Annotated in this window: 27 protein-coding genes; 16 read left to right on the top strand and 11 right to left on the bottom strand. The window is 56.2% G+C overall.

The genetic code is table 11. The features are described from left to right. Nucleotides 1–288: 288 nt before the first annotated feature. The gene (locus tag HU754_RS20365) at nucleotides 289–1,122 is read left to right on the top strand and encodes an undecaprenyl-diphosphate phosphatase (protein WP_099756770.1); all 834 of its coding nucleotides are present in this window, start codon (nucleotides 289–291) and stop codon (nucleotides 1,120–1,122) included. Here HU754_RS20365 and HU754_RS20360 read toward each other — a convergent pair whose 3' ends face one another. Continuing rightward, nucleotides 1,123–1,494: a DUF2388 domain-containing protein gene (locus HU754_RS20360; RefSeq protein ID WP_186624443.1), complete on the bottom strand. Its 372-nt coding sequence runs from the start codon at nucleotides 1,492–1,494 to the stop codon at nucleotides 1,123–1,125. Nucleotides 1,495–1,569: 75 nt separating this feature from the next. Further along, nucleotides 1,570–2,565 (bottom strand): tRNA dihydrouridine(20/20a) synthase DusA, encoded by a 996-nt coding sequence (gene dusA / locus HU754_RS20355; protein WP_186624442.1) that lies wholly within the window; start codon nucleotides 2,563–2,565, stop codon nucleotides 1,570–1,572. Between the two features lie 174 nt (nucleotides 2,566–2,739). Here dusA and HU754_RS20350 point away from each other — a divergent pair, with 174 nt between their 5' ends. The 4 genes from HU754_RS20350 to HU754_RS20335 all read left to right on the top strand — a co-directional run bounded on the left by HU754_RS20350 (nucleotide 2,740) and on the right by HU754_RS20335 (nucleotide 6,759). Further along, nucleotides 2,740–3,441: a hypothetical protein gene (locus tag HU754_RS20350; RefSeq protein ID WP_225919929.1), complete on the top strand. Its 702-nt coding sequence runs from the start codon at nucleotides 2,740–2,742 to the stop codon at nucleotides 3,439–3,441. A gap of 127 nt (nucleotides 3,442–3,568) precedes the next feature. After that, the gene (locus tag HU754_RS20345) at nucleotides 3,569–4,393 is read left to right on the top strand and encodes a hypothetical protein (RefSeq protein ID WP_186624047.1); all 825 of its coding nucleotides are present in this window, start codon (nucleotides 3,569–3,571) and stop codon (nucleotides 4,391–4,393) included. A 391-nt stretch (nucleotides 4,394–4,784) separates the two neighbouring features. Beyond that, nucleotides 4,785–5,576 (top strand): hypothetical protein, encoded by a 792-nt coding sequence (locus HU754_RS20340; protein ID WP_217827568.1) that lies wholly within the window; start codon nucleotides 4,785–4,787, stop codon nucleotides 5,574–5,576. An 820-nt stretch (nucleotides 5,577–6,396) separates the two neighbouring features. Continuing rightward, nucleotides 6,397–6,759: a DUF6124 family protein gene (locus HU754_RS20335; RefSeq protein ID WP_186624049.1), complete on the top strand. Its 363-nt coding sequence runs from the start codon at nucleotides 6,397–6,399 to the stop codon at nucleotides 6,757–6,759. Between the two features lie 110 nt (nucleotides 6,760–6,869). Here the strand turns inward: HU754_RS20335 and HU754_RS20330 are convergent, their stop codons facing one another. The 4 genes from HU754_RS20330 to HU754_RS20315 form a co-directional block, all read right to left on the bottom strand. Next, nucleotides 6,870–7,274 carry a DUF7079 family protein gene (locus HU754_RS20330; protein ID WP_186624050.1) on the bottom strand — a complete coding sequence of 135 codons (405 nt, stop codon included), beginning with the start codon at nucleotides 7,272–7,274 and terminating at the stop codon, nucleotides 6,870–6,872. A gap of 351 nt (nucleotides 7,275–7,625) precedes the next feature. Continuing rightward, the gene (locus HU754_RS20325) at nucleotides 7,626–9,041 is read right to left on the bottom strand and encodes an amino acid permease (protein WP_186624051.1); all 1,416 of its coding nucleotides are present in this window, start codon (nucleotides 9,039–9,041) and stop codon (nucleotides 7,626–7,628) included. A gap of 127 nt (nucleotides 9,042–9,168) precedes the next feature. Continuing rightward, nucleotides 9,169–10,221: an ornithine cyclodeaminase gene (gene ocd, locus HU754_RS20320; protein WP_186624052.1), complete on the bottom strand. Its 1,053-nt coding sequence runs from the start codon at nucleotides 10,219–10,221 to the stop codon at nucleotides 9,169–9,171. A 50-nt stretch (nucleotides 10,222–10,271) separates the two neighbouring features. After that, a complete protein-coding gene (locus HU754_RS20315; RefSeq protein ID WP_186624053.1) occupies nucleotides 10,272–11,306 on the bottom strand; it encodes a histone deacetylase family protein in 1,035 nt (344 codons plus the stop codon). Nucleotides 11,307–11,425: 119 nt separating this feature from the next. Between HU754_RS20315 and HU754_RS20310 the strand changes: the two genes are divergently transcribed. Further along, on the top strand, nucleotides 11,426–11,926 hold the full coding sequence (locus HU754_RS20310) for an Lrp/AsnC family transcriptional regulator (RefSeq protein ID WP_093433799.1): 501 nt from the start codon (nucleotides 11,426–11,428) through the stop codon (nucleotides 11,924–11,926). A gap of 119 nt (nucleotides 11,927–12,045) precedes the next feature. Continuing rightward, complete coding sequence (locus HU754_RS20305) at nucleotides 12,046–12,258, top strand: hypothetical protein (protein ID WP_016984584.1); 213 nt, start codon at nucleotides 12,046–12,048, stop codon at nucleotides 12,256–12,258. Between the two features lie 3 nt (nucleotides 12,259–12,261). On the opposite strand, the gene HU754_RS20300 is transcribed toward HU754_RS20305, so the two are convergent. Together HU754_RS20300 and HU754_RS20295 are read right to left on the bottom strand one after the other, a co-directional pair. Continuing rightward, nucleotides 12,262–13,053 carry a transporter substrate-binding domain-containing protein gene (locus tag HU754_RS20300; protein ID WP_186624054.1) on the bottom strand — a complete coding sequence of 264 codons (792 nt, stop codon included), beginning with the start codon at nucleotides 13,051–13,053 and terminating at the stop codon, nucleotides 12,262–12,264. 104 nt (nucleotides 13,054–13,157) lie between these two features. Beyond that, nucleotides 13,158–13,799 (bottom strand): FMN-dependent NADH-azoreductase, encoded by a 642-nt coding sequence (locus HU754_RS20295; RefSeq protein ID WP_186624055.1) that lies wholly within the window; start codon nucleotides 13,797–13,799, stop codon nucleotides 13,158–13,160. 99 nt (nucleotides 13,800–13,898) lie between these two features. Between HU754_RS20295 and HU754_RS20290 the strand changes: the two genes are divergently transcribed. Beyond that, a complete protein-coding gene (locus HU754_RS20290; RefSeq protein WP_186624057.1) occupies nucleotides 13,899–14,753 on the top strand; it encodes a LysR family transcriptional regulator in 855 nt (284 codons plus the stop codon). Between the two features lie 6 nt (nucleotides 14,754–14,759). On the opposite strand, the gene HU754_RS20285 is transcribed toward HU754_RS20290, so the two are convergent. Next, nucleotides 14,760–15,230 carry a hypothetical protein gene (locus tag HU754_RS20285; RefSeq protein WP_186624060.1) on the bottom strand — a complete coding sequence of 157 codons (471 nt, stop codon included), beginning with the start codon at nucleotides 15,228–15,230 and terminating at the stop codon, nucleotides 14,760–14,762. 165 nt (nucleotides 15,231–15,395) lie between these two features. Here HU754_RS20285 and HU754_RS20280 point away from each other — a divergent pair, with 165 nt between their 5' ends. From HU754_RS20280 to HU754_RS20265, 4 genes are all read left to right on the top strand, one after another. Then, complete coding sequence (locus HU754_RS20280) at nucleotides 15,396–16,061, top strand: ribonuclease T2 (RefSeq protein ID WP_186624062.1); 666 nt, start codon at nucleotides 15,396–15,398, stop codon at nucleotides 16,059–16,061. A 135-nt stretch (nucleotides 16,062–16,196) separates the two neighbouring features. Next, nucleotides 16,197–16,694, top strand: coding sequence for a PAAR domain-containing protein (locus tag HU754_RS20275; RefSeq protein WP_150811783.1), 498 nt, complete (start codon nucleotides 16,197–16,199; stop codon nucleotides 16,692–16,694). A gap of 3 nt (nucleotides 16,695–16,697) precedes the next feature. Next, nucleotides 16,698–17,426, top strand: a complete 729-nt coding sequence (locus HU754_RS20270) for an alpha/beta fold hydrolase (protein WP_186624064.1) — start codon at nucleotides 16,698–16,700, stop codon at nucleotides 17,424–17,426. Further along, on the top strand, nucleotides 17,426–17,947 hold the full coding sequence (locus HU754_RS20265; RefSeq protein ID WP_186624067.1) for a hypothetical protein: 522 nt from the start codon (nucleotides 17,426–17,428) through the stop codon (nucleotides 17,945–17,947). Before HU754_RS20270 ends, HU754_RS20265 begins: the two co-directional genes overlap by 1 nt. A gap of 16 nt (nucleotides 17,948–17,963) precedes the next feature. Here HU754_RS20265 and HU754_RS20260 read toward each other — a convergent pair whose 3' ends face one another. After that, entirely contained in the window at nucleotides 17,964–18,821 is an 858-nt protein-coding gene (locus HU754_RS20260) for a LysR substrate-binding domain-containing protein (RefSeq protein ID WP_186624068.1), read from the bottom strand. Nucleotides 18,822–18,930: 109 nt separating this feature from the next. Here HU754_RS20260 and HU754_RS20255 point away from each other — a divergent pair, with 109 nt between their 5' ends. The 3 genes from HU754_RS20255 (at nucleotide 18,931) to HU754_RS20245 (ending at nucleotide 22,169) form a co-directional block, all read left to right on the top strand. Further along, on the top strand, nucleotides 18,931–19,635 hold the full coding sequence (locus HU754_RS20255) for a haloacid dehalogenase type II (RefSeq protein ID WP_186624075.1): 705 nt from the start codon (nucleotides 18,931–18,933) through the stop codon (nucleotides 19,633–19,635). 12 nt (nucleotides 19,636–19,647) lie between these two features. Further along, nucleotides 19,648–20,421, top strand: coding sequence for an aldolase (locus HU754_RS20250; RefSeq protein WP_186624076.1), 774 nt, complete (start codon nucleotides 19,648–19,650; stop codon nucleotides 20,419–20,421). A gap of 176 nt (nucleotides 20,422–20,597) precedes the next feature. After that, nucleotides 20,598–22,169 carry a sensor domain-containing diguanylate cyclase gene (locus HU754_RS20245; RefSeq protein ID WP_093433809.1) on the top strand — a complete coding sequence of 524 codons (1,572 nt, stop codon included), beginning with the start codon at nucleotides 20,598–20,600 and terminating at the stop codon, nucleotides 22,167–22,169. Nucleotides 22,170–22,355: 186 nt separating this feature from the next. Here HU754_RS20245 and HU754_RS20240 read toward each other — a convergent pair whose 3' ends face one another. Next, nucleotides 22,356–22,655 carry a hypothetical protein gene (locus HU754_RS20240; protein ID WP_093433811.1) on the bottom strand — a complete coding sequence of 100 codons (300 nt, stop codon included), beginning with the start codon at nucleotides 22,653–22,655 and terminating at the stop codon, nucleotides 22,356–22,358. Nucleotides 22,656–22,841: 186 nt separating this feature from the next. Between HU754_RS20240 and HU754_RS20235 the strand changes: the two genes are divergently transcribed. After that, a complete protein-coding gene (locus tag HU754_RS20235; protein ID WP_093433813.1) occupies nucleotides 22,842–23,282 on the top strand; it encodes a carboxymuconolactone decarboxylase family protein in 441 nt (146 codons plus the stop codon). The last annotated feature ends 92 nt before the right edge of the window (nucleotides 23,283–23,374 follow it).

Below are 23,374 nucleotides of genomic sequence, written 5' to 3'. Positions count from 1 at the left end.
ATAGCCTTATCCATGTCCAATTGCCACTGTCTGGCCATCCTTGAATAATGTGATATTGATCACACTTTTTTGTCAGAGCAACTTTTTTCTGCAAAAAGGCCTAAATATTTTCTGCGTAGTTCGTCGGCCGACGATTACTAACATGGCTTGAGTGTGTCTTTTAATAAGACGTAATCTTTGTGGCTGATGAACTTTTGCGTTTATGTATGTCAATGGTCTCACTGCAGATACTCAACCCCTGAGTGTTATTACCCGGTCGCTCATCAAGAGCGCTCTGACGGAGGATTAATGGATTTCTGGACCCTTTTCCAGGTGTTGATATTAGGTGCGGTAGAAGGCCTGACCGAGTTCTTGCCGATCTCGAGTACCGGCCACCAGATCATCGTCGCCGACTTGCTGGAATTCGGCGGCGAACGCGCCATGGCCTTCAACATCATTATTCAACTGGGTGCCATTCTTGCCGTCGTCTGGGAGTTTCGACCGAAGATCTTCGACATCATCAAAGGCCTGCCCACCGAACGTAATGCCCAGCGATTCACCCTCAACTTGTTGATCGCCTTTCTGCCCGCCGTGGTCTTGGGCGTATTGTTCGCCGACGCGATCCACGAATACCTGTTTAACCCGATCACCGTCGCCGTGGCACTGGTCGTCGGCGGCATCATCATGTTGTGGGCCGAACAGCGCAGCCATGTGATCAGCGTCGAACACGTCGACGACATGCGCTGGTCCCACGCACTGAAAGTCGGTTTCGTACAATGCCTGGCGATGATTCCAGGCACCTCGCGCTCCGGATCGACCATCATCGGCGGCCTGCTCTTCGGCCTGTCGCGCAAAGCCGCCACCGAATTCTCGTTCTTCCTCGCTATGCCCACCATGGTCGGCGCCGCCGTGTACTCCGGCTACAAATACCGCGACCTGTTCCAGCCCAACGACCTGCCAGTCTTCGCCCTCGGCTTCGTCACTGCATTCATCTTCGCGATGATCGCCGTGCGCGGCTTGCTCAAGTTTATTGCCAACCACAGCTACGCCGCGTTCGCCTGGTACCGGATCGCGTTTGGTTTGTTGATTCTGGCAACGTGGCTGTTTGGCTGGGTCAACTGGACCGCCGCAGCGGCGGCCTGATCATTGAGCGCTGATCAACGCCGCCACGGCGAGATCGTTTAACGCCGAATCCGATGACTCCTGGCGATAGCGCTGCAAGGCCGACGTGAAATACGCGGCCTGCAGCATGCCGTCGCTGGCCAGATAGAGTCGCGCGTCTTCCTGCTCCTCGGCGGAGTAAACACGCTTGTGACTGTCGGTCGTTTCCTGGCTAGCCGAAAAAGGTGCGAGAAATAAAGACACCAAGGTGAGCCCGGAAATCTGCGTCACCTCCCACGGCGTATCGGTACGGCCCATGCAAAAGCCATCGCAGTGCGCATAAACGTCGGAAGTGAAGCAGGACAAGGCAAGAAAGGCGTAACGCTTGAAACTGGAAAAACTAAACGCGGGCATAAACAAAAGACATCCTGTCAGTACAACAAAACACCGGGCAACGCTCATGCGTCGCCCGCACACTCAAACCATCAATCAACGACCTTCAAGCAACTCAGCCGCCTGATCCAGCAACGCCAGCGGATCCTTGGCCTTGTGAATATCCACCGACAACAACTGACGGAATTTCCGCGCCCCCGGGAACCCCGTGCCCAAGCCCAGCACATGCCGCGTGATGTGATGCATCGCCCCACCGGCGAGCAAATGCTCGGCTATATAAGGACGCAACTGCGCCAACGCCTCAGCCCGACTGATCACCGGCGCCGAACTGCCGAACAACTGCTGATCCACCTCCGCCAGCAAATACGGATTGTGATAAGCCTCACGCCCCAACATCACACCGTCGAACGTCTGCAAATGCTCCTGGCAAGCCTCCATCGTCTTGATCCCGCCGTTCAGCACAATCTCCAACGCCGGAAAATCCGCCTTCAGCTGCGCCGCCACGTCATAGCGCAACGGCGGAATGTCACGATTCTCCTTCGGGGACAACCCCTCCAGAATCGCAATCCGGGCATGCACGGTGAAACTGGTGCAGCCGGCATCGCGGACTGTGCCGACGAAATCACACAGCTCCGCGTAACTGTCCCGACCGTTGATGCCGATGCGGTGTTTTACCGTTACTGGAATCGACACCGCGTCTTGCATTGCCTTCACGCAATCCGCTACCAGTTGCGGGTGACCCATCAGGCACGCACCGATCATGTTGTTCTGCACACGATCGCTTGGGCAGCCGACGTTTAGATTTACCTCGTCGTAGCCGTGCTCTTGGGCCATGCGGGCGCAGGCGGCCAGATCCAACGGAACGCTACCGCCCAACTGCAGCGCGAGAGGGTGCTCGGCTTCGTTGTGACGGAGGAAGCGTTCGTGATCGCCGTTGAGGAGCGCGCCGGTGGTGACCATTTCGGTGTAGAGGAGGGCGTTCTTCGACAGGAGGCGTAGGAAGAAACGGCAATGGCGGTCAGTCCAATCCATCATGGGGGCGACGGAGAAGCGGCGAGAGAGTGGGGCGGGTGTGGCGGGAATAGGGGACATTAGGGGTACGGAATCGGTGTGGCTGGGAGGTGGGGAGTTTATCAGGAATGGGAGGAGGGGGCTTGGGGGCAGGAATGGCAGAGTGGGTTTACAGCGTCCTACTTCTGGACCTGCTGAGCTTGCTCAACCTGCATTGGATTGAGCGAGACAAATCCAATGCAGGATTGATAGCATGTGGCTATCAATATTCACATCCTTGTAGGAACGGAATCCATGTCGAAAAAAATCCATGCGTTAGTGCTTTGCCTGGCCGGCCTCGTTGGCGCTATGCAGAGTGCCGTTGCAGCTGACAACCTGTTCAAGAGCTACGGCTACGACACGCCAATCACGAAATACACCGAGGCTGGCGGTTACTATGATTGCTCGGAAGAGGTGGGCGCGCCCGCCCGGTGTATTGATGACGTGGATTTCATTGATCAGAAATTCACCGCTGGCTTGGTGTTCAGCGGTGACAAGCTGATTATGGTTTCCCTTTTCGCGCCCTATGAGCGTGAACTGTTTGGGCGTGCCATCGGTGCGCTGGCCAAGTCGTTCGGTCTGGTCGCACTGGCTGACGGCAAGTCCATGCTGGATCTCGTCGATCTGGCGGCTAAAGCTAAAAACAAGGATGAGTACACCGCTAAACTCACCAACTACGAAAGTGTCGCTCTAAACGCCAATAATCTGACCTATTCGTTTATCGAGGGCGCCGCCTCGATCAAAGGGACCCCTAGCGTTTCTGGTTTGATGGCAGCCGCGCCTGCGAATGTCAGGGGGGCTGATCTGATTGTCACGGGCGAGGGCGAGGAATCGGTCATCATGATCAAGTTTTCTTTCCCGAAACTTGACGAGAACAAGCTTGTTGAGCAGACCAAAAAACCGGTTGAATCTTTCTGAGTTTGATAATTTGGCATTTAACATGCCTCGCTAACAGTGGAAAGGGATAGATTTGTTTGCTCATTTTTAGACGATAAATAAATCTGTCCCCATTGTCCATAACTACGCCTATTGAGCGATTGAATACATGGATAAAGTAAGAGTAAAGCTCGTAACTATCGGTCATTTGCCACTTCATCTAAAACTCAGCGAGGTTTCGGCTTGGCGTTCTGAAGTGTTTGAGCTAGTCGGCGGTATTGATAATTTTGCATTGCGGTGCGATTCGGACAGGGGAGATTGGATTTTTTCCGATAGGCTGCTAAAAACTCAACTCCCTGAGCATAATGACGCCGACTTTTTAATAGCGCTAGTGAACGTTCCAATCGAAGATAATTGGTACTCCAGGCGTCTTGGAGACAATAAAATTGTCTTTACATTTAGCCAAATTAGAGAGTTTCTTGCCTGGGAAAATATCCCTCTTGAGAATGCGATTTTTCGAGTTTTATATAGTTATACATTGCTATATCGACGTTCGGGCAACAAAATTCCAGGTTTTGGCGCGGCTCCGAGCTTTACACACGACGAAACACGTGGGTGCCTTTTTGACATGAATGGCATCAAGTCTGATCTTGTTGAGTCGTGCAATAAACCGGTTGTTTGCGGAGAGTGCGTGGAGCGCCTCATGAACGAACGCATTTCAACGCAAATGATAAAAATCATACAGAAAGAGATTCGAAAAATACGGAAGCGCCTTTATTATAGAGCCTTTGATTTCGTAAAAGCTAAGCCATTAACATCGCTGGTAATATCAAGTATTTTTGCCATTCTGTTGGGCGTTGCAGGCTCTTTAACCGCCTCGTATATTTACGATAGCATTAAGCCTCAGTCATCCGTGGATATAAAAAATCAACCAAATGCGTTCGCCAAAAAACCGACTAATTTTTGGAGTTGGGAACTATTTGTTATGAGTTAATGGATGTCTTTTAGGAAGGGTGTCCATACCACTCGACTAGAAAAGTATGTATATGGGAACGGCATTTCCCTTGGTATAAATTTTATTGCTACGAAGAAAAGAAGGCAGCGTGTGTGAACCACTCATGTCCGAACGTTTGGGGCTATGCTCAATCCATCATCGGTGCTCCGAAAATTGCTTCAAAAATAAGTGCACAGCGTTCATAGCGGATCGCAACAGGCTCAGGTTCGATAAATATGCTCATCATAGTTTTTAAACGCAGAAAAACGCGTATGTTTAGGTGGCGTATACTGTAGTAAATAAATCTGTCCCCTTTGTCCTCTTCAAGTGTACTGTTTGACGCAAGGGCATGGGTAGAATGGGGCTCTCTATCACCGGATTAATGGGTTGTATGAACTTTAAAGAGTTTTTAACGAAGGAAAGTGTGATTGTCGCGGTACTGCCAGTATTCGGGTATGTAGTAGCAATAGCATATGAGTACGGTTATGCAATTTATTTTGGATATCCTCTCTCATTAATCGTGGTGGACCTAAGGATGACTCTTACTTCGATGATTTTTGGAGTTCTCTATATATATGTATTGTTGAAAATCTTCGATTCTATAAGTGTCATGTCTTTGGCGGAAGGAAATTTCGCAAAATTTCTTAGAGTGATGCTCCCTAATTATCTTATAGCTGGGGTTCTTGTCTTCGCTTCTGGCTTCAGTGGCCCTTTCTTCAAGCTTGGTATATCTCTTGGTGTTATATATACATTGATCTATGGTGTTGGTGTTTTGGTAGATGCGAAAAAGATGGGGATATCTGCTGCTGTAGATAAATTGGCAAAAGAAGAGGAGCCTAAACCAGTCGTAACGAAAGTCAGATATAGAGGTCAGGTTTTAATTAATCTTTTTAATGAGTACGGGTTTATGGTTCTCATAGTCCTCGGGCTCGTATTTGGGGCGGGAAGATTGGCGGCCACTTCCAAAAATCAGTTTTCTTCCTTTGAAATAGATAATGAGACTTATGCAATCGTGGCAATTTATGCTGACAGTGTCATTGGAGCAAGGCTGAAGGATGCGACGCTCGTGGATGAGTTCGCTATCGTATCAAAGGGTAACGATGCAATGACGAAAGTTGGTCTGCTCAATCTGAAGGAACCAAAAGTTAAGGAGAGTATATCGCCTGTTCCGATTCCGTATTGAGTATTTAACAAAATGGGGATGTTGTTGGTTTGGCAAGTCTGAAATTTCCCAGCGAGCATGCCCGCATAAAGTCCACTCTTCCGTCATTCGAATGATGCGCTATGGTCAGTCGGGGTTCAATGCATACAGATAAAGTTCAATTACTTCCTGTTTCAGGTGTTTCAGTTGTTTCAGTGTGGCCGCTTTGTCCCGAGTTTTTTTCGCGGCAATAAAAGTGCTGGTAGTGCAGCTAAAGAAGGGGCAATAAAAATCTTGTCGCCTACCATAAATTTAGGCTTCATGCTTATGTCTTCTACCGCGAGTATAAATGCGCTTGGGTCTATAGGCTCGGGGCATCAATCCTTTCCTCAGCATCGTTGTAGTCAAATATTCCGTGCAAAAATGCGACGCAAAAATGGGGATCGATTTATTTATTGAAAATAGGTTCACTTTTTTAGCTCATCTATGTGAATCCTTTAACAACGCTATGTTTGTTTAAAAAACCCTCGATGCCGCCACTTATGCCCTACACCGCCTTGCGCCTCCCCCTACACCTAAGACAGAATCCCCCGGCTTGTGCGTCTAGCCCGCAGGTTCTATCGTCCCCACATCACTGAAAACCAGTGATCGGGTTTGGTAGCCCGCTTCGTGTCTAGATGCATCGCATCACCAATTTCAGTCGCTTTCCCAGGACTCAGATTTCATGGTGGTCATGCGTGGGGCCCATTCGTGGGCGCCGGGTTCTAGTGCGACCGGTCTACCAACCCGCGTATGGCCGCCACCCATCGTTTGGTAGCGTGGGTGATGGCTTCTTTTAGTAATCGCGCTAGAGGTTCCATCTATGTTCAAAGTAACGCCCAACCCACCAGAAACCGATCCCGCATCCCCCTACGAATCCCTCAACTCCAAAAAACTCCACGAAGCCGCCGAGCGCGCCCTCGATCACTATCTCCTTCCGACCAGCCACATCATGGCCAGCGTCAACGAGCCCGAGCGCATGTACCTCGCCAATCCGAAGTACGACTCGGAATCCCTGCTGGCCAATGCCAGTGAAACGCTGAGTTCCGCCTCGGAAATGCTCAACAACTTTGCCGCAGCGCTCGACCCCTCGCACCGCAAAACCGCACTCGGCATTGCGCAGGTGGTGATGTTGGGGGAGTTGGCGGTGAATCAGGCGTTGGATAACGTTGAGGTTAAAGCTTAAATCCTATCCCTCTGTGGCGAGCGGCTTAACCGTCGCCACGGTGGGATTGGTAGCGCACTGTGATCGAACGGGATCTCGGTGGTAACCGGGGTTATCGAGTACGGCAGTGCTCATTTTCGGTAATGCCTGGATATCTCTTTCCATATGTATTTGTATCGAAACTCAAGCCAGCGAATCAGCAGTTTGTCTAGCTGACGTCTGAAACGGCTTCGCTCTCGGGCTTTCAATGTTTCCGCGATGTCAGCCTTCAATTGCTCCAAGTTGAACGCAGACCAAATCATCGGAATCACGGTCTCGAGATTTGTATGGCAAACCGGTGCCACTTCTTCATAGAGGATTCGCTTGATCTCTTGCCGATCGTAATCCTCGGTTTGGCGCGCAATGAATTCGTAGTTGACCTCATTGTCGACAAACGCGTCGGATAACGACCAATAGACATCGGAGCGCTCTTTTTCAGTCGCTGATGCCCAGCTTCGCTTGGCGGGGGCAGTGTTGGAGGAGGTTGGTTTGTCCATGTTTGACTTCCTGTCTCAATGGAAGCGAGCGTATCAAGCCTGAGCGACCCACACCCCAATAAAACAATCTTTGGTATGTCCATACTCGCGCAGTCAAAGCCAACCGTCAGGATGACGGTCAGCGCGAGAGTGTGGTCAGCGGATTATCCAAACCGGATGGCATGGTGGCGGCTCGGGGTGGCTGGGTATTTAGTCTCAAAATGATCGTCGCCAGTGGCCGAGGGACTTATCTGTTGGCCGAGGGCGGGCGAGATCGGTGGTTGCAGCTGATTCCGCCCCTGATCATGCTGGTTAAAACCTGCGCTAAAAACAAAAGCCGTCACTTTAAGGTGACGGCTTTCGCTTGCACATCTAACCAAACTGACCCGCCGACTCAACCGCAGATTTCGGCTTCCTCAACCGCGTCAACTGGTAAGCAATCCCCAACCAGACAAACCACCCCGGCATCACCATCAGCGCAATCCGCGTATCAGGCCGCAACGCCAGCAACCCCAGCACAAACCCCAAAAACGCCAACGAGAACCAAGCCATCGGCACACCCCCGGGCATCTTGTAAGCCGATTTCGCATGCAGATCCGGGCGTTTTTTGCGGTAGGCGATGTAAGACGCGAGGATGGTCGACCAGGTGAAGATCACCAGAATCGCCGACACGGTGGAGACGATGGTGAATGCGGTCATGACTTCCGGCACGATGAACAGCACCAGCACACCGACCAGCATCAATAGCGTGGTGAACGCCAGGCTCAGCAGCGGCACGCTGTTGCTCGACAGTCGGCGGAATAGGCCGGGGGCGTTGTCTTGATTGGCCAGCCCGAACAGCATGCGGCTCGAGGAGAACACGCCGCTGTTGGCCGAGGAGGCCGCCGAGGTCAAGACCACGAAGTTGACTATACCGGCCGCTGCGGGAAACCCGGCGACGAGGAACAGTTCGACAAACGGGCTCTTGACCGGGGAGACCTGTTGCCATGAGGTCACGGCAATAATGCAGGTCAGCGCGAGGACGTAGAACAGGATGATCCGCAGCGGAATCGAGTTGATCGCTTTGGGCAGGGTCTTCTCTGGCGAGCGGGTTTCCGCGGCGGCGGTGCCGATCAGCTCGGTGCCGGCGAAGGAGAAGATCGCCATTTGAAATCCGGCGAAGAAGCCGAACAAGCCGTTGGGGAACGCCGCTTGTTTGTCCACCAGGTGACTCAGGGACGCGGTGACGCCACTGGGCGAGACGAAGGAGCTGGCGATCAGCACGGTGCTGACGCCGATCAGGGTCACGACGGCAATGATCTTGATGATCGCGAACCAGAATTCCACTTCACCGAACAGCCTGACGGTCAGTACGTTTAGCGCGAACAGGGTCGCCAGCATGCCGACGGCGGGTATCCACGCCGGTACGTCGGGGAACCAGTACTGGAAGAATCCGCCGACCACGACGGCATCGCCGATCACCGCCACGCTCCAGCTCAGCCAGTACGACCAGCCGAGAAAGAACGCTGCGCGTGGGCCGAGGTAGGCACCGGCGAAGTCGGCAAAAGTTTTGAAGTTGAGGTTGGACAGGAGCATTTCGCCCATGGCGCGCATGACGAAAAACACGAACAGGCCGATGATCATGTAGATGAGGATGATCGATGTCCCGGAGAGGGCGATGATCTTCCCGGAACCCATGAACAGGCCGGTACCGATGGCACCGCCCATGGCCATTAACTGGATGTGACGATTGCTGAGCGTGCGCTGCAGCGCGGGCTGTTCAGGCAGCCCGGAAGGGGTCGATTTCATTGCAAAACCTCTTGATTTTATGTTTTTGAGTTTTGGCAGAAAGTGGGTGTTGAGCGTTCTTGTTAGAGGTGCAGCGGCTAAGCACAAGGTGAATCGCCCCCTGTGGCTTGGGGGCGGCGGTTAGCGATCAACTCACGGTACGCAGACGCGAGGCTTTGGCCGGTTGCGGATCCAGCAGTTGGAAGAGGTTTTTGATGTTGGCCGGCGTCGGCACCAGGTGGATGCGCTGGCCGATTTGCTGTGCCTGAGCCAGGTCATTCAGGTAGCGCAGAGAGGAAAAGTCTTCCAGAGCAAAACCCACCGAATCGAAGACCGTCACCTGCGCATCGTTTTCGCGTCCGGCCACTTCGCCCTGCACAATGCGGAAAAACTCGATCACCGGGGAGTCGGCTGCCAGTTGCTGAATGTCGCCCTCAATGCGCGTTTGCGGCTCGAACTCGACGATGACCCGGGCGTTGCGCAGGATGTCGGCGTGCAGTTCGGTTTTACCCGGGCAGTCACCGCCGACCGCATTGATGTGCATGCCGGGCTCGATCATCTCCGGCGTCAGAATCGTTGCGTAGGCTTTGTCGGCGGTGACCGTGGTGACGATGTCCGCGCCCTTGACCGCGTCCTTCACCGAGCTGGCCAGAATCACGTCGATGTCCGGGAACGCCGCGAGGTTGTGCTTCAGTTTGACGGAGGCGTCGCGATCGATATCGAAGATGCGGATTTCGCTGATACCCAACATTTCATGAAAGGCCAGCGCCTGGAATTCACTTTGCGCACCGTTGCCGATCAGGGCCATCGAGGTCGCACCCGGACGAGCCAGCGATTGCGCGACCAGCGCGGAGGTGGCTGCGGTGCGTACGGCGGTGGTCAAAGTCAGTTCGCTGAGCAGCGTGGGATAGCCACTCTGCACATCAGCCAGAAGCCCGAAGGCCATGACCGTCAGCAAGTTTTGCTGGCCGTTGTTCGGGTGGCCATTCACGTATTTGAACGAGTACTGCTGGCCGTCGTCGGTGGGCATCAGCTCGATCACGCCGTCCGCCGAGTGATTGGCCGTGCGCGGTGATTTATCAAACTGCGCCCAGCGTGCGTAATCCGCTTCGATATAGCCGGCCATTTCGCGGATGGCGCGGCGGATACCGACTTGGGTGAACAGGCGTGCAGCATCATCGACATCAATAAAAAGCGTCATGGTCTTATTCTCCGTTCCAGTCATTGAAAGGTTGTAGAGCGCGAGCTGGCTCAGCTGCGTTTGCTCTCGAAACCGTGCAGCACGTTGACGGCATTGATGCCGATCTCATCGACCATGTAGCCGCCCTCCATGACGAACAGGGTCGGGCAGCCGACGCTGGCGATCAGTTCGCCGATGCCGATGAAGTCATCGCTTTCCAGCAGAAAGTGACTGATGGGGTCGTCCTTGAATGTGTCGACACCGAGGGAAATCACCAGCACTTCAGGGGCGAACTGCTGGAGTTTTTTGCAGGCGTGGAGCAGGGCGTTGCGGTAGCTCTCCCAGGTGGTGTTTTTCGGCAGGGGATAGTTGAGGTTGTAACCCTCGCCGACACCCGCGCCGACTTCGTGGCTGTACCCCGAGAAGTACGGATAGGACACCGCCGGTTCGCCGTGCAACGAGACGAACATGACGTCGCTGCGCTGGTAAAAAATGTTCTGCGTGCCGTTGCCGTGATGGAAGTCGACGTCGAGCACTGCGACGCGTTTGGCGCCTTGGGTGATGGCTTGTTGCGCGGCAATGGCGGCGTTGTTGAGGTAGCAATAACCGCCCATGTATTCGCGCGCGGCGTGATGGCCGGGCGGACGGCACAGGGCGAAGGCACTGTCGTGGCCTTCATCGATCAGGGCCAGGCCGGTGAGGGCAATATCGGCGCTGGTTTTTACCGCTTGCCAAGTCGTCGCGGTGATCGGCGAACCGGCATCCATGGCATAGAAACCCAGCTTGCCATCGATGAAGGTCGGCACCTCTTCGCCGGCCAGATCGCGCACCGGCCATACCAGCGGCAAGGCATCGTGAGTGCGACCGGTTGCGCGCCATTCGCTCCAGGCACTTTCGAGAAAACTGACGTAGCGCTCGCTGTGCGCGTTGACGTAGCACGAGCGATCAAACGCGCGCGGTTCGACGATCTGCCCGAGGCCGACCTGTTTCACGCGGTTATGCACGGTGTCGGCGCGACTCGGTTGCTCGAAAGAAGGTTTGAGCACGCCGTCTTTCAATTCGGTGCCGTGGTGCAAACGGTGGGAATCACTGAAAACTGTAAACATTCTGCGCATCCGTTATTGTTGGCCTGTGCAAATATTCTGTTCCGGCTTGGCCGCGCTTTCTTTGCTTTGTTTTCGTGGTTTGGTCGATTATTCGGGCGTTTTTACTCAGGAATGGCGGCATGCAGAAAAAAATATCCAAACGCATCAGCCTCGACGAGACCGACCTGGCAATTCTTGAGTTATTGCAGGAAGACGCCAGCATTTCCAACGCTGAACTTAGCGAGCGGCTGTCGCTGAGCCTTACGCCGTGCTGGCGGCGGCGCAAGCGCATGGAGGAGGCGGGGGTCATCAAGGGCTATCAGGCCAACCTTGATCGGCGAATGCTCGGGCTGGATATCATGGCGTTCGTGCACATTCGTTTTTCCACCCACGCCGACCACGCGCCGGACGCCTTCGAGGCGGTGATTGCGCAATTGCCGCAGGTGGTGGCCTGTCACAAAATTACTGGCGATGCCGATTATGTGTTGCAGGTGTTGGCCGAGGATCTTGATAGCTACAGCGATTTCATCGAGCAGGTGCTCCGGCGTCAGGTGGGGATTGCCTCGATTCAGTCGAGTCTGGCGTTGCGCGAGGTCAAGACTGGGAGCCGGATTGCGATTCCTAAACCGGGAAAGGATTGAACGGGCAGGCAATGCTGAACCGCCGCTGTCGCTCAGCAAAGTTTCATCTTGCCGCGTGCAAAGCAGGCCTAGTCTGCTGAGACAAGATCGTCGCTGTTCATACCGAGGGGAATCGTGCCATGCGCCTGAATGTCGTCAAAGTGCTGTTGATTGCTGCTGCAGTATCGGTGTTGAGTGCCTGTTCCGGCGCGGGTGGTTTGACCACCACCAGTTGTTTCTCCAGCGACTGTCAGTCGCCGGAGGGGCGCAACGCCAATACCTTGAAGTTCGGCGGTAACAGTATCGGCAGCAGTCTCAATCAGTACAGCTCCGGGATGTTGCATGACGATTGAGGATTACTGCGCGGCAGGGACGGCAATCCACTCGCTCAGGGTTTGCTGATATTTGCCGGTGACTTTGCTCAAGTGCAGCCACTGATCGACGTACAGTTTCCAGCTGATGTCATCGCGCGGTAGCAAGTAAGCCTTTTCGCCATATTGCATGTACTGATGCGGATTCACCGCGCACAACCCCGGTTTGAGTTTCTGCTGATACAGCGCTTCCGAGGCGTCGGTGATCATTACGTCGGCCTGGTTGTCGAGCAGTTGCTGGAAGATCGTCACGTTGTCGTGCAGGGCCAGTTGCGCTTTGGGCAGGAAGGCATGGACGAAGGCTTCGTTGGTGCCGCCGGCGGGTTCGACCAGGCGCACGTTGGGCTGGTTGATCTGCTCGACCGTCTGGTATTTGCTGACATCGGCGCAGCGCACCAGCGGGATCTTGCCGTCGGTGTCGAGGGTGTTGCTGAAGTAGGCTTTTTTCTGCCGCTCCAGCGTCACTGAAATACCGCCCATGCCGATGTCGCACTTGCCGGCCTGCATGTCCGGCATCAGGGTTTTCCAGGTGGTTTGCACCCATTGCACTTTGACCCCGAGGCTGTCGGCCAGCGAGCGGGCCATGGCGATGTCGATGCCTTCGAAATCGCCGTCGGGGCGTTTGAAAGTGTAGGGCTTGTAGTCGCCGGTGGTGCAGACGCGCAACTGGCCTTGTTGCTGGATGCTGTCGAGGTGCGAAGCGCTTGGTTCGGCGTGGGCGCCGGCGGCCAGGGTCAGCAGGCCGCAGAGGATCATCGTGCTTTTTAGGGTTGTCATTGTGATCGGGGCTTCTGAGAAGGACGGTGGCCCAGTGTAGTAAAAGCTTTTAGTGAGTGTCATCAGAACGGGTCGCTGATCGGCGGATGACTGTCTTGGCCGCTTCAGCAGGCGAGCTGATCGACCAGATCCCGCGCCCGTTGTGAGGCAGCCAGCCGCGACTCACGGTCGACGTCTTCGCCGAGAATGGTCTTCTCGACTCTCAACTCATGCACATCGCTGATGCCGATAAATTCGAGCCATGCAGCCACATACGGTTTCTGAAAATCGAAGCGCTCGGCAGGTGTGGTCGACTGAGCTGAGAAATCCATTCCGCAGGCATAGGCACCCACGGCGGTTTTGTTTTTCAGCAAGCCTTGCAGACCGTGCTCTGGGTCGAAGCTGAAGAGGATGTCTTTCTGCGACACCAGGTCGATGAAGTGCTTGAGTTTGTAGGGAATGCTGAAATTCCACAGCGGCACCGACAGCACAATAAGATCGGCACGATGCAGATACGCGGCGAGGTGCTTGAGTTCATCCCACGCCGATTGCTGGGCGGGGGTCAGCGGCGTACCGCTGAGGCCGGCGTATTTGGCGTTCATTGCCTCTTCGCCGAACTCTGGCAGCGGCGTGCCCCATAGATCGAGGATTTCGACGTGGGTCTGCGGATGATGCTGCAGATAGCGATCGATAAAGCTGCGGGCCACTTGCAGTGACGCGGAGCGTTGTTTGCGCGGTGAGCATTCAATGTGCAGAAGGGTGGTCACAATAAGCCTCGGCAGTCGGGGGGAATGCGAGGCATTGCAACATAGCACGCTTCAAACTATAAATCGTGAATAAATCGGCCATTGATCACGTATCTCACTATGTTTGACGCCCTGTTGCTCAAGACCTTTGTCACCGTTGTCGATGAGGACGGCTTCAGTCGTGCTGCGGAAAAACTGCATCTGACGCAGTCGGCGGTCAGCGGTCATCTGCGCCGTCTCGAAGAACAAGTCGGCAAGCCGCTGCTCAAGCGCACCACTCGTTCTCAGCAACTCACCGCCGACGGCGAGCGTTTGATTGCCTATGCGCGGACGATTCTGGCGTTGAATCGCGATGCCTGGGCGCAGCTCACGCGCACGCCTTTTCAGGGGCGGATGCGGATTGGCGTGTCCGAAGATTTTGTCGAGGCGCGGTTGTTGCGCGCCTTGCAGGATTGCGCGGCGCAGCATCCCGGCATGGAGCTCGATGTGCAGGTGAATATTCCGGGGACACTGCTGGGCCAGATGCAGCAGGGCGATCTGGAGATGGTCATCGGCTCGCTGTGCGAAACCGGCGAGTCGGGGCGATTGCTCTGGCAGGAACCGCTGGTGTGGGCGTGGGCTGCACAACCGGTGACGCAACTACCGACGCCTTTGCCGCTGGCGCTGTTTCCTGAGCCGTGTCCGTATCGTGAGGCGGCGCTGACGCGTTTGGCTCAGGCGGGCATTGCCCAGCGTACCGCGATGCTGTGTTCGAGCACCGCCGGGTTGCGCGCGGCGGCATTGTCCGGCTTTGCCGTGGCGCCGATGCCGGTGAGTCAGTTGGGGCAGGGGTTGACGGCGCTCGGCGCGGAACAGGGCTTGCCGGTGTTACCGGATGCGCAGTTCCGCTTGTTTGTCGCACTTCACGCTGATCCGCAGATGATCGATGCGGTATCGCAGGTGATCGTCGAATTTTGCTCGGCGCGGCGGCAGTAATCGGGGCTAGAGGCCGAGGCCTTCCTGCACCGCCAGCAAAAGATTGTTTTCGGTCAGTGCGATGGCATCCAGCTGCTGGCCTGTTTCAATCGACTGCACCCACCAATGGCTTTCACCGTGCTCATCCACGGTACGCAGCAAATAGGTGTCCTTGGCTGAGGGGATGATCTGCACCCGGCCGGCGCCATCCTCGGTAAACCGTGCGATGGGATCAAATGTCAGGCTTCGATCATTGGCTTCGATCACCAATTGGTCGATGGCGTAATCGTGGGATTCACCATCGGGTGAAGTTTCGCAAACGTGGGTCGGATTGCGGCGAATCTTCAGGCCGACTTCGATCACCGGTTTCAGCCACTCTTCGATACGGTGGAACAGGCTGTCTACCTGCTTCGGCCAGCAATCGATCTCCAGCGCGGCATCGGCATGGGTGTGCCGGGTTTGCTTGAGTTTGGCGGCGAGTTCGTCTGCTTTACTCATTTCGGATCCCTTGGTTTGATGTCTGCCTGTTAATCGTAGACCTTACAACGGCGTGCGGCGTTGCCTTGCGTCATGCGCTTGCAACACAAGCATGGCGAAATCAGCGCTGGCCAAGTCTGGTCAGGATCGAAAACCACGGACGCAGGCGTCCCAAGGAGCGGGTAGATGAAAAAGCTGTTTACAATTTTGGCAGTGATTGCGCTGACGGCCGGTAGCATCGGTTTGAGTTCGGCGCGGCAATCACAGTCAAGCAAAGCCCAGACGGAATCGGTGGCAGGGGTATTCGATTACTACCTGTTGGCGTTGTCCTGGTCGCCGACCTTTTGTTTGACGCACAAAGATGACTCGCAGTGCACTGGCAAGGGCTACGGCTTCGTGCTGCACGGCTTGTGGCCGCAATACGCCAAGGGTGGCTGGCCGGAGTCCTGCCCACCGCTGACCACGCTGAACGCGGCGCAAACCAGCCAGGGCCTGACGCTGTTCCCGACCAAAAAACTGCTCGACCACGAATGGGCCAAACACGGCACCTGCAGCGGCCTCGGCGCGATGGGCTATCTGGATGAAGCGGACAAAGCGGTGGCGGCGGTGAAAATCCCGCAGGAACTGCAACCGTTCAGCAGCTCCTATTACTTCGAAGCTCAGGAAATTGCTGACCTGTTCCGCAAGGCCAACCCGGGGATCCCGGCAGATGGCATCGCCGTCATTTGTAGCGGCCCGGAACTGTCGGAAGTGCGCGTGTGCATGGGCAAGGATTTGCAGTTCGGCGCCTGTGGCAAGGGCGTGAAAACCCAGTGTCGGGCGGGGGATATTCGGGTGCCGCCGTCGCGCTGATACGAGCAGTTTCCATGAACAGGAAAGGCGCCCGATCGGGCGCCTTTTTTGGTCTGAAGGTTTGAAGTACCCGGCGAACTCCCGCATGCTTGCGCTCCCGAAAGGATGACCACGTTACATTGCAAGGAGCTGTTCATGAGCGGAAAACCCGCCGCCCGCGTCACCGATCCAACCGCCTGCCCATTGCCGGGACATGGCACCAATCCCATTGTCAGTGGCTCCCCGAATGTGAATTTCGACGGCTTGGCGGCTGCGCGGATGACTGACAAATCCGCCTGCGGTAGCCCGATTACCGGCGCTGTTGCGTCGACGGTGTTCATCAACGGTTTGAACGCCGCGACACTGGACAGCACCGGTGGGCACGGCAACGTCGTCATCGGCGGTTCAGGCACGGTCATCATCGGTGACACGGTGACGTCGGCTCCCTTCAGTGGTTTGCTGCCGATGCCGGTGCATTTCACTGACAGGTTGAAACTGGTCAATGACGTGACCGGTGAGCCAATGCCTGATCATCCTTACGTTATTCAGCGCGCTGACGGGCGTCTGGAGCATGGGGTGTCTGACGCGAACGGATTTACTCACCAAGTCAGCTCGCATCTGCCGGAAACCATCAAGTTGTTTTTGGAGGAGTAAGGCATGACGGCTGAAACGGTAACGTGCGCGAAGGGCAACAATTACAAGCTGCACAAGGAACATGCGCTGACGGACAAGAAAGATGTCAGTGACAAGCCGGTGCCGGTGGAGAGTACCAAGGCGATTGTGGTTTTCATCGGAGGTGCGGGAGATAAGGAGCGTTATTATTTTTCTGGGCCTTATGAAAACATCCAGGATGCACGCCGTGCATTTGATAGGCGCACTGAGACATTAAAGGGAGAAGGGAAATATAAATCGGAATGGTTGGGTTACAACGAAGTCAGAGGAAAGCAGGACATTCAACGGCACGTGCTAAGCCTTATTCCGTATAAAAGCTGTCCCGTCTATATCGTGGGCCATAGCCTCGGCGGCTGGAATGGCGCGCACCTGTCCAAAATAATGTCGGATTGGGGTTACAGGGTTCAGATGCTGATCACCCTGGATCCTGTGGGTGAAGGGGCTTTGGTTTGGCTGGGCTCAGACATTTATCGCGAACGTCCCACGCCAGTTTCGGTTGATTGGATCAATATCAAGGCAACACCTTCCAAGAGAGATCCATCAGACGGGGTCGCGGACTTCGGGGAAAAATGGATTATCTCCTGCGGACCGTCAATTAACGTAAATGTCGACACGAATCACGCTAACGCACTGGGATTGCTAAACGCCCCAATCGCTGATGGTAAATCTGCAAGTGACTTGCTGTTTGATTCAATCATGAAGGAGTTTTCGTGATGTTTAGGTTTTTCCTTTGTGTAGTTCTGGCTGTCTGTTCGGGATGTGCAAAGGACCATTCACAGCCTCCGGCAAATTTGAGTTATGTGTCTGTAGACAGGTCGAGTCCCCTTCTATATGTCATCAAATATCAATCCGATGTGGATGTTTTGAACCTGTTTGGCCGAGGCGAAAGGCAAGGGATGGTTTCGGGGACATTGAGGTGCGCGTTAGCGGATGACCACGATTTTTCGGTTGGTAAAGCTATTCAGTATTCTGCGGTGGGGCTGGTAGATTCTGATATACGCGAAAACGGCAACTCCAAATTCTCCTTTTCGACCAGTACATTTATCACTGAAACCTCCAGCGACCGAAGTACGGAGAGAGATCTGTCAGCGTCAGAACTGAACCAACTCCTTTCCAACAAACAACAAATCCCCTGCAAAGTCGTCGTCACCGCCTACGGCTACAAACCCTACTACTCAAACACCATGAACATTCCTGTCGCGGACCTCTTACGGGAAATCAACAAACCCCAATGATAGAAGCGGGGGAGTTTCAGGCGAATCCCCCCGCATCCACCCCCAACTCCCCACGCAAAAACTCCACCAGACCGCGCTGCAACCCACTCAAAACCCCATCACGACTGACCAGCGCCAACTCCGTCGGCGCCAGCTCCGGCAAATCCGTACACACCTGATGCTCAGGCAACACCGCCGACACGGGCAGCACCGACACCCCCAACCCCGAAGCCACCGCCGCTTGAATCCCGGTCAGGCTGTGACTGCCGAACGCCACCCGCCACGGGCGCTGAGCAACATCGAGCAACCGAATGGCGCGCTGCCGATAAAGACAACCCTGCGGGAACAACGCCAACGGCAGCACGCCAGCGGACGAATCAAACTCCGCACCTTTGACCCACACCAACCGCTCCGGCCAGGTCGCCCACGCCGGGCCGCTGTCGGGTTCGCGTTTGATCAGGGCGATGTCGATGTCGCCGGCATCGAGGCGCTGGCGCAGATCGAGGCTCATGCCGCTGAGGGTTTCCAGCCGTGCTTGCGGATGGCTGCGGGTGAAGCCGGCGAGGATCAGCGCCATGCGCCGGGCGTCGAAGTCTTCCGGCATGCCGATACGCAGGATTTCCAGGTCGAGGTCGCTGGCCAAGGCTTCAGTGGCTTCGGCGGACAGCGCCAGCAAACGGCGGGCATAGTGGATCAGCAGTTCGCCGTGCTCGGTGACGGCGACATTCAGCCCGGTACGGTCGCGCAGCAGCAGGGCGTGGCCGACCAGCTCTTCGAGTTTGCGCACCTGCTGACTGACCGTCGATTGGGTGCGGTGCACGCGCTCGGCGGCGCGGGTGAAGCTGCCTTCGTCGACCACGCAGACAAAGGTTTTCAGCAATTCCAGGTCCAGCATGGCGGCGCTCTCGATAGTGGTTATTCAACTGACGATTGGCTATTTATTTAATTTCACACTATCACCGAGCGCTCATAAGCTGAAGCCCTCACTACGGAGGATTCGACCAATGACACTCATCCACTCACCGCGCCCGCAGTGGCTGACCTTCGATTGCTACGGCACTTTGATCCAATGGGACGAAGGCCTCAAAGCTGTAGTCGGCGAAATTCTCAGCGAGAAGGGCGAGCATCAGGTCGATGTCGCTCATCTGATTGACGTCTATGACCGTCATGAACACCGCCTCGAACAAACCTCGCCGCACCGTTCGTTCCGTGAACTCAGCACCCTTGGCCTGCAAATGGCCCTGGAAGAATCGGGCCTGCCGAGCCTGCCCGAAGACAGCCAGCGTCTGGCCGCCGCGATCCCGAAAATGCCGCCGTTTGCCGAGGTGATCGAGACCCTGCGTGAATTGAAAACCATGGGTTTCAAACTGTGCATCGTCTCCAACACCGACGACGACATCATTGCCGGCAACGTCGCGCAACTCGGCGGCTACATCGACCGGGTGATCACCGCGCAACAGGCCGGTGCCTACAAACCGGCGCCACGGCTGTTCGACTACGCTCATGAACAGTTGGGCGTCAGTCGCGCAGAGGTGGTGCACATCTGCGCCAGCCCCATGCTCGACCACACGGCGGCGCGGGACATGGGTTTTCGTTGTGTATGGATCGATCGCGGCACCGGTCGCCAATTGCTGCCGGACTATCGCCCCGACGCCATCCTCAACCGCCTCGATCAAGTGTTGCCGCTGTTCAAATCCCTCGGTTGGTAACGGAGAATCGTCATGGCTCACACCCTGACTGCCAGTGCGCGGGCCTCACGCCCGACAGCGCTGAACCTCGACACAGAAGCGATCATCACCGCGCGCAGCGAGCTGGCGGCATGCTTTCAACTGGCCGCGCTGCATGGGTTGGAGGAGGGCATCTGCAACCACTTTTCGGCGATGGTGCCGGGGCATGACGATCTGTTTCTGGTCAATCCCTACGGCTATGCCTTCGCCGAAGTGACCGCGCAGAATCTGCTGGTCTGCGACTTCGAGGGCAACGTGGTGGAGGGCGAAGGCCAGCCGGAAGCCACGGCGTTTTACATTCACGCGCGTCTGCATAAACAACTGCCGCGAGTGAAAGTCGCGTTCCACACCCACATGCCTCACGCCACGGCGTTGTGCTTGCTACAAGGGCCGCCACTGTTGTGGCTGGGGCAGACCGCGCTGAAGTTCTATGGGCGCACGGCGGTAGACGAGGATTACAACGGTCTGGCGCTGGACGCGTCAGAAGGCGACCGCATCGCCAGTGTCATGGGCGATGCTGACATTCTGTTCCTGAAAAACCACGGTGTGATCGTTGCCGCGCCGACCATCGCCGAAGCCTGGGACGACCTCTATTACCTGGAGCGCGCCGCGCAGGTGCAGCTGCTGGCGATGGCCACGCAACGGGAGCTGAAACCGGTGCCCCACGCCATTGCGCAGCGGGCTTATGAGCAGATGCGTGAGGGCGATGCGCAAAGTGCTCGGGCGCATCTGCACAGTGCGATGCGGCGTCTGGCCCTTCTCAACTGACTAACCCTAAAGAGGCATCGAAAATAAATCTGCGAACAGCGATCATCCAAATTCGCTGCGCGCCGATATACCTGGGCGGGAGCGGGGCGTTTGCCCCGTAGATTCCGGTGGGCTACGCTCACAAACATAAGGGTTTCCCTGCTGGCGCCCTTGTCGTACCTGCCCAGGACTTGCTTTTGCCTATCCCCATTCACGACCCACATCAGGCCCCCGGAGGCACCCTTAAACGCCTGCCGCTACGCAAAGCGGCTGTGCTGTTTATCGTTGCGGTGGGGTTGTGCCTGTCCGGTTTGCTGTACCTGCAACTGGAGCAGTCGCGACGCCAGGATCTGGCGGTGGCAAAAGTCGCGTCGAGCAACCTGACCCGGGCGATGGCCCAGCAGGCCGAAGACACGTTTCTGGCTGCCGATCTGGTGATGACCAGCCTGGTCGACTGGATTCAGGAGGACGGTTACGGCGCCGCGCAGAAGCCGCGTCTGCAGAGAACCTTCGCCCGGCGCGTGCAGCAACTCGATCAGTTGCACGGCATGTTCCTGTTCGATCGTGATGGGCAGTGGGTGATTACCTCATTTACTGATCTGCCCCGTGGTAATGGCGTGGCGGACCGCGAGTATTTCAAATTCCACCAACAGAACGCTTCGACGCTGGCGCACATCGGCCCGGCGATTCGCAGCCGCGAGAACGGCGAGTGGATCATCCCGATTTCCAAACGCGTCAATGATCACGCCGGCAATTTTCAGGGTGTGTTGCTGGCCGGGATCAAGATGTCGTACTTCGACCGCTTCTTCGAAAGCTTCAGCCTCGATGACCAAGGCATCATGTTTCTTGGCTTGAGCGACGGCACTTTGCTTGCCCGCCGTCCGTTTGATGAGAGCCTGATCGGCACGTCGCTGGCGCAAGGACGGATTTATCGCACGTTGCTGCCCGAGGCGGCGGCCGGCACGGCGATGATCAATTCGGTGGTCGATGGTGTTGTGCGTTTGTACGGTTATCGACGCTTGTCGGCGTATCCGTTGGTGGTGTCGTCTGCGACCTCGCGCGACACGATTCTCAAGGGCTGGTACGAGCGTGCGTTCCAGTCGAGTGTGATTGTCGCGCTGGTGATTCTCGGCGTCGGCCTGTTTGGCTGGGTGTTCATTCATCAGGTGCGCGACGGCGAACGGATCGAGAAAAACCTGCGCAAGGCCCAGCGCGCACTGGAGCAGATTGCGACCCACGACAGCCTGACCGGATTGGCCAATCGACGTTTGTTCGAGCGTTCGCTGGAGATCGAATTTGCCCGGGGCGCGCGGCAGGTCAGTCCGGTCAGCCTGATCATGCTCGATATCGATTTCTTCAAACGCTACAACGACGCCTATGGCCACGTCGCCGGGGATCACTGTCTGACCCAGGTTGCTCAGGTGCTGCGGGCGTGCTGTCAGCGCAAATCCGATCTGGCAGTACGTTACGGTGGCGAGGAGTTTGCGGTGCTGTTGCCGGACACCGACATCAACGGCGCGTTGGCAATTGCCGGGCAGATTCGACGCAGCGTGATCGACAAGCACATCACCCATAGCGGCTCGCCGACCGGGTATCTGACGGTGAGTCTGGGCTGCTATTCATTTATCCCGAGCGGCAATGACAGCCTGGAAGTCTTTATCCAGCGCGCCGATGCGGCGCTGTATCAGGCGAAAAATGCCGGGCGTAATCGTGCGGCAGTGTTGTCGCTGGACAGCGGCCTGGCCGAATTGATGCGCTCCGATCGCTGATCCATACGCTGACACAAACCCTGTGGGAGCGAGCTTGCTCGCGAAAGCGCAGTGTCAGGCGATGAAAATGTTGGCTGATCCACCGCCTTCGCGAGCAAGCTCGCTCCCACAGGGATTTTCATCAGGCCAAGGTTATGTGAATACCCAAACAATCAAGGGTTTTCACCACGGATGGCTCTTGTTCGTTCAGCCTCCCGTGCCACCGCCCGCACCGCCAGTCCCGCCACCTGCCGAACCTGTGCCGCCGCCAGCCCCCGAGCCCGAGCCGCTCGCGCCACCATTGGTGCCAGTCCCGGAACCCATCCCCGAAGACCCGCTGCCACCGGAAGGCGCCCCCGGCGTGTTATCTGGCGGCGTGGTGGTGCTGGTCGGTCCGCCGGATTTGGTGCCGGTAGCGTCAGCGCCGTCGTTGACGGCGAAGCTCGCGGTCGATGCCGTGGCCAGCAGCCCGGCGAGTAATAACGAAGTGAGTTTGCGCGTGATCATGATCCGTCTCCACAAGGGGTCTGTACCTGATATTGGTCTGACGCGCAGAACCCTTGGTGCCGGGCGGCTGACGAGCGGTCAGCAGCGAAACCGAGTGGCCTCCTGATCTTCGGCAATATTGGCTATTTGCCGAACCGGGTGTGAGGGCTAACGTAACCACACATTCACTTGCTACCCGGAGCTACCATGCAACCTCGTGCCGATTTCTACACCGCTTCCCCAGACGCCTTGAAAGCGATGATGGCTTTGGAAACGGCGGTGTCCAAACTGCCGCTGGAAAAGACCCTGATCGAACTGGTCAAACTGCGCGCTTCGCAAATCAACGGCTGCGCGTTCTGCATCGACATGCACACCACCGATGCGATCAAGGGTGGCGAAACCCCGCGCCGTTTGTTCGCGGTCACCGCCTGGCGGGAAGCGCCGTTCTTCAGCGACCGCGAACGCGCCGCGTTGCTGTGGACCGAATCGCTGACCCAACTGAGCCTGACCCACGCACCGGACGAAGATTACGACGTGGTTGCGGCGCAATTCACGCCGAAAGAAATGGTCGATTTGACCGTGGCGATCAGCACCATCAATAGCTGGAACCGTTTGGCCGTAGGTTTCCGCAAAACCCCACAAGCTTAAGCCTCAACGCATAACCCCTGTGGGAGCGAGCCTGCTCGCGAAAGCGGAGTGTCAGATAACAACCATGGTGACTGACACGACGCCTTCGCGAG

It is taken from the genome of Pseudomonas zeae (assembly GCF_014268485.2).
Lineage (GTDB): Bacteria > Pseudomonadota > Gammaproteobacteria > Pseudomonadales > Pseudomonadaceae > Aquipseudomonas > Aquipseudomonas neuropathica.
The sequence above is the reverse complement of the archived record's forward strand: the minus strand, read 5'-3'. Positions and strand labels throughout refer to the sequence as shown.

Bases quoted from the DNA above. Each gene is read 5' to 3' on its own strand.
- HU754_RS20325 (WP_186624051.1), bottom strand. From the start codon at position 9,041: ATGAAATCGACCCCTTCCGGGCTGCCTGAACAGCCCGCGCTGCAGCGC.
- HU754_RS20300 (WP_186624054.1), bottom strand. From the start codon at position 13,053: ATGACAACCCTAAAAAGCACGATGATCCTCTGCGGCCTGCTGACCCTG.
- HU754_RS20255 (WP_186624075.1), top strand. From the start codon at position 18,931: ATGACACTCATCCACTCACCGCGCCCGCAGTGGCTGACCTTCGATTGC.
- HU754_RS20360 (WP_186624443.1), bottom strand. From the start codon at position 1,494: ATGCCCGCGTTTAGTTTTTCCAGTTTCAAGCGTTACGCCTTTCTTGCC.
- HU754_RS20265 (WP_186624067.1), top strand. From the start codon at position 17,426: ATGTTTAGGTTTTTCCTTTGTGTAGTTCTGGCTGTCTGTTCGGGATGT.
- HU754_RS20330 (WP_186624050.1), bottom strand. From the start codon at position 7,274: ATGGACAAACCAACCTCCTCCAACACTGCCCCCGCCAAGCGAAGCTGG.
- HU754_RS20290 (WP_186624057.1), top strand. From the start codon at position 13,899: ATGTTTGACGCCCTGTTGCTCAAGACCTTTGTCACCGTTGTCGATGAG.
- HU754_RS20270 (WP_186624064.1), top strand. From the start codon at position 16,698: ATGACGGCTGAAACGGTAACGTGCGCGAAGGGCAACAATTACAAGCTG.
- HU754_RS20275 (WP_150811783.1), top strand. From the start codon at position 16,197: ATGAGCGGAAAACCCGCCGCCCGCGTCACCGATCCAACCGCCTGCCCA.
- HU754_RS20345 (WP_186624047.1), top strand. From the start codon at position 3,569: ATGGATAAAGTAAGAGTAAAGCTCGTAACTATCGGTCATTTGCCACTT.
- HU754_RS20335 (WP_186624049.1), top strand. From the start codon at position 6,397: ATGTTCAAAGTAACGCCCAACCCACCAGAAACCGATCCCGCATCCCCC.
- HU754_RS20315 (WP_186624053.1), bottom strand. From the start codon at position 11,306: ATGTTTACAGTTTTCAGTGATTCCCACCGTTTGCACCACGGCACCGAA.
- HU754_RS20340 (WP_217827568.1), top strand. From the start codon at position 4,785: ATGAACTTTAAAGAGTTTTTAACGAAGGAAAGTGTGATTGTCGCGGTA.
- HU754_RS20240 (WP_093433811.1), bottom strand. From the start codon at position 22,655: ATGATCACGCGCAAACTCACTTCGTTATTACTCGCCGGGCTGCTGGCC.
- HU754_RS20365 (WP_099756770.1), top strand. From the start codon at position 289: ATGGATTTCTGGACCCTTTTCCAGGTGTTGATATTAGGTGCGGTAGAA.
- HU754_RS20260 (WP_186624068.1), bottom strand. From the start codon at position 18,821: ATGCTGGACCTGGAATTGCTGAAAACCTTTGTCTGCGTGGTCGACGAA.
- ocd (WP_186624052.1), bottom strand. From the start codon at position 10,221: ATGACGCTTTTTATTGATGTCGATGATGCTGCACGCCTGTTCACCCAA.
- dusA (WP_186624442.1), bottom strand. From the start codon at position 2,565: ATGTCCCCTATTCCCGCCACACCCGCCCCACTCTCTCGCCGCTTCTCC.
- HU754_RS20285 (WP_186624060.1), bottom strand. From the start codon at position 15,230: ATGAGTAAAGCAGACGAACTCGCCGCCAAACTCAAGCAAACCCGGCAC.
- HU754_RS20305 (WP_016984584.1), top strand. From the start codon at position 12,046: ATGCGCCTGAATGTCGTCAAAGTGCTGTTGATTGCTGCTGCAGTATCG.
- HU754_RS20310 (WP_093433799.1), top strand. From the start codon at position 11,426: ATGCAGAAAAAAATATCCAAACGCATCAGCCTCGACGAGACCGACCTG.
- HU754_RS20235 (WP_093433813.1), top strand. From the start codon at position 22,842: ATGCAACCTCGTGCCGATTTCTACACCGCTTCCCCAGACGCCTTGAAA.
- HU754_RS20250 (WP_186624076.1), top strand. From the start codon at position 19,648: ATGGCTCACACCCTGACTGCCAGTGCGCGGGCCTCACGCCCGACAGCG.
- HU754_RS20280 (WP_186624062.1), top strand. From the start codon at position 15,396: ATGAAAAAGCTGTTTACAATTTTGGCAGTGATTGCGCTGACGGCCGGT.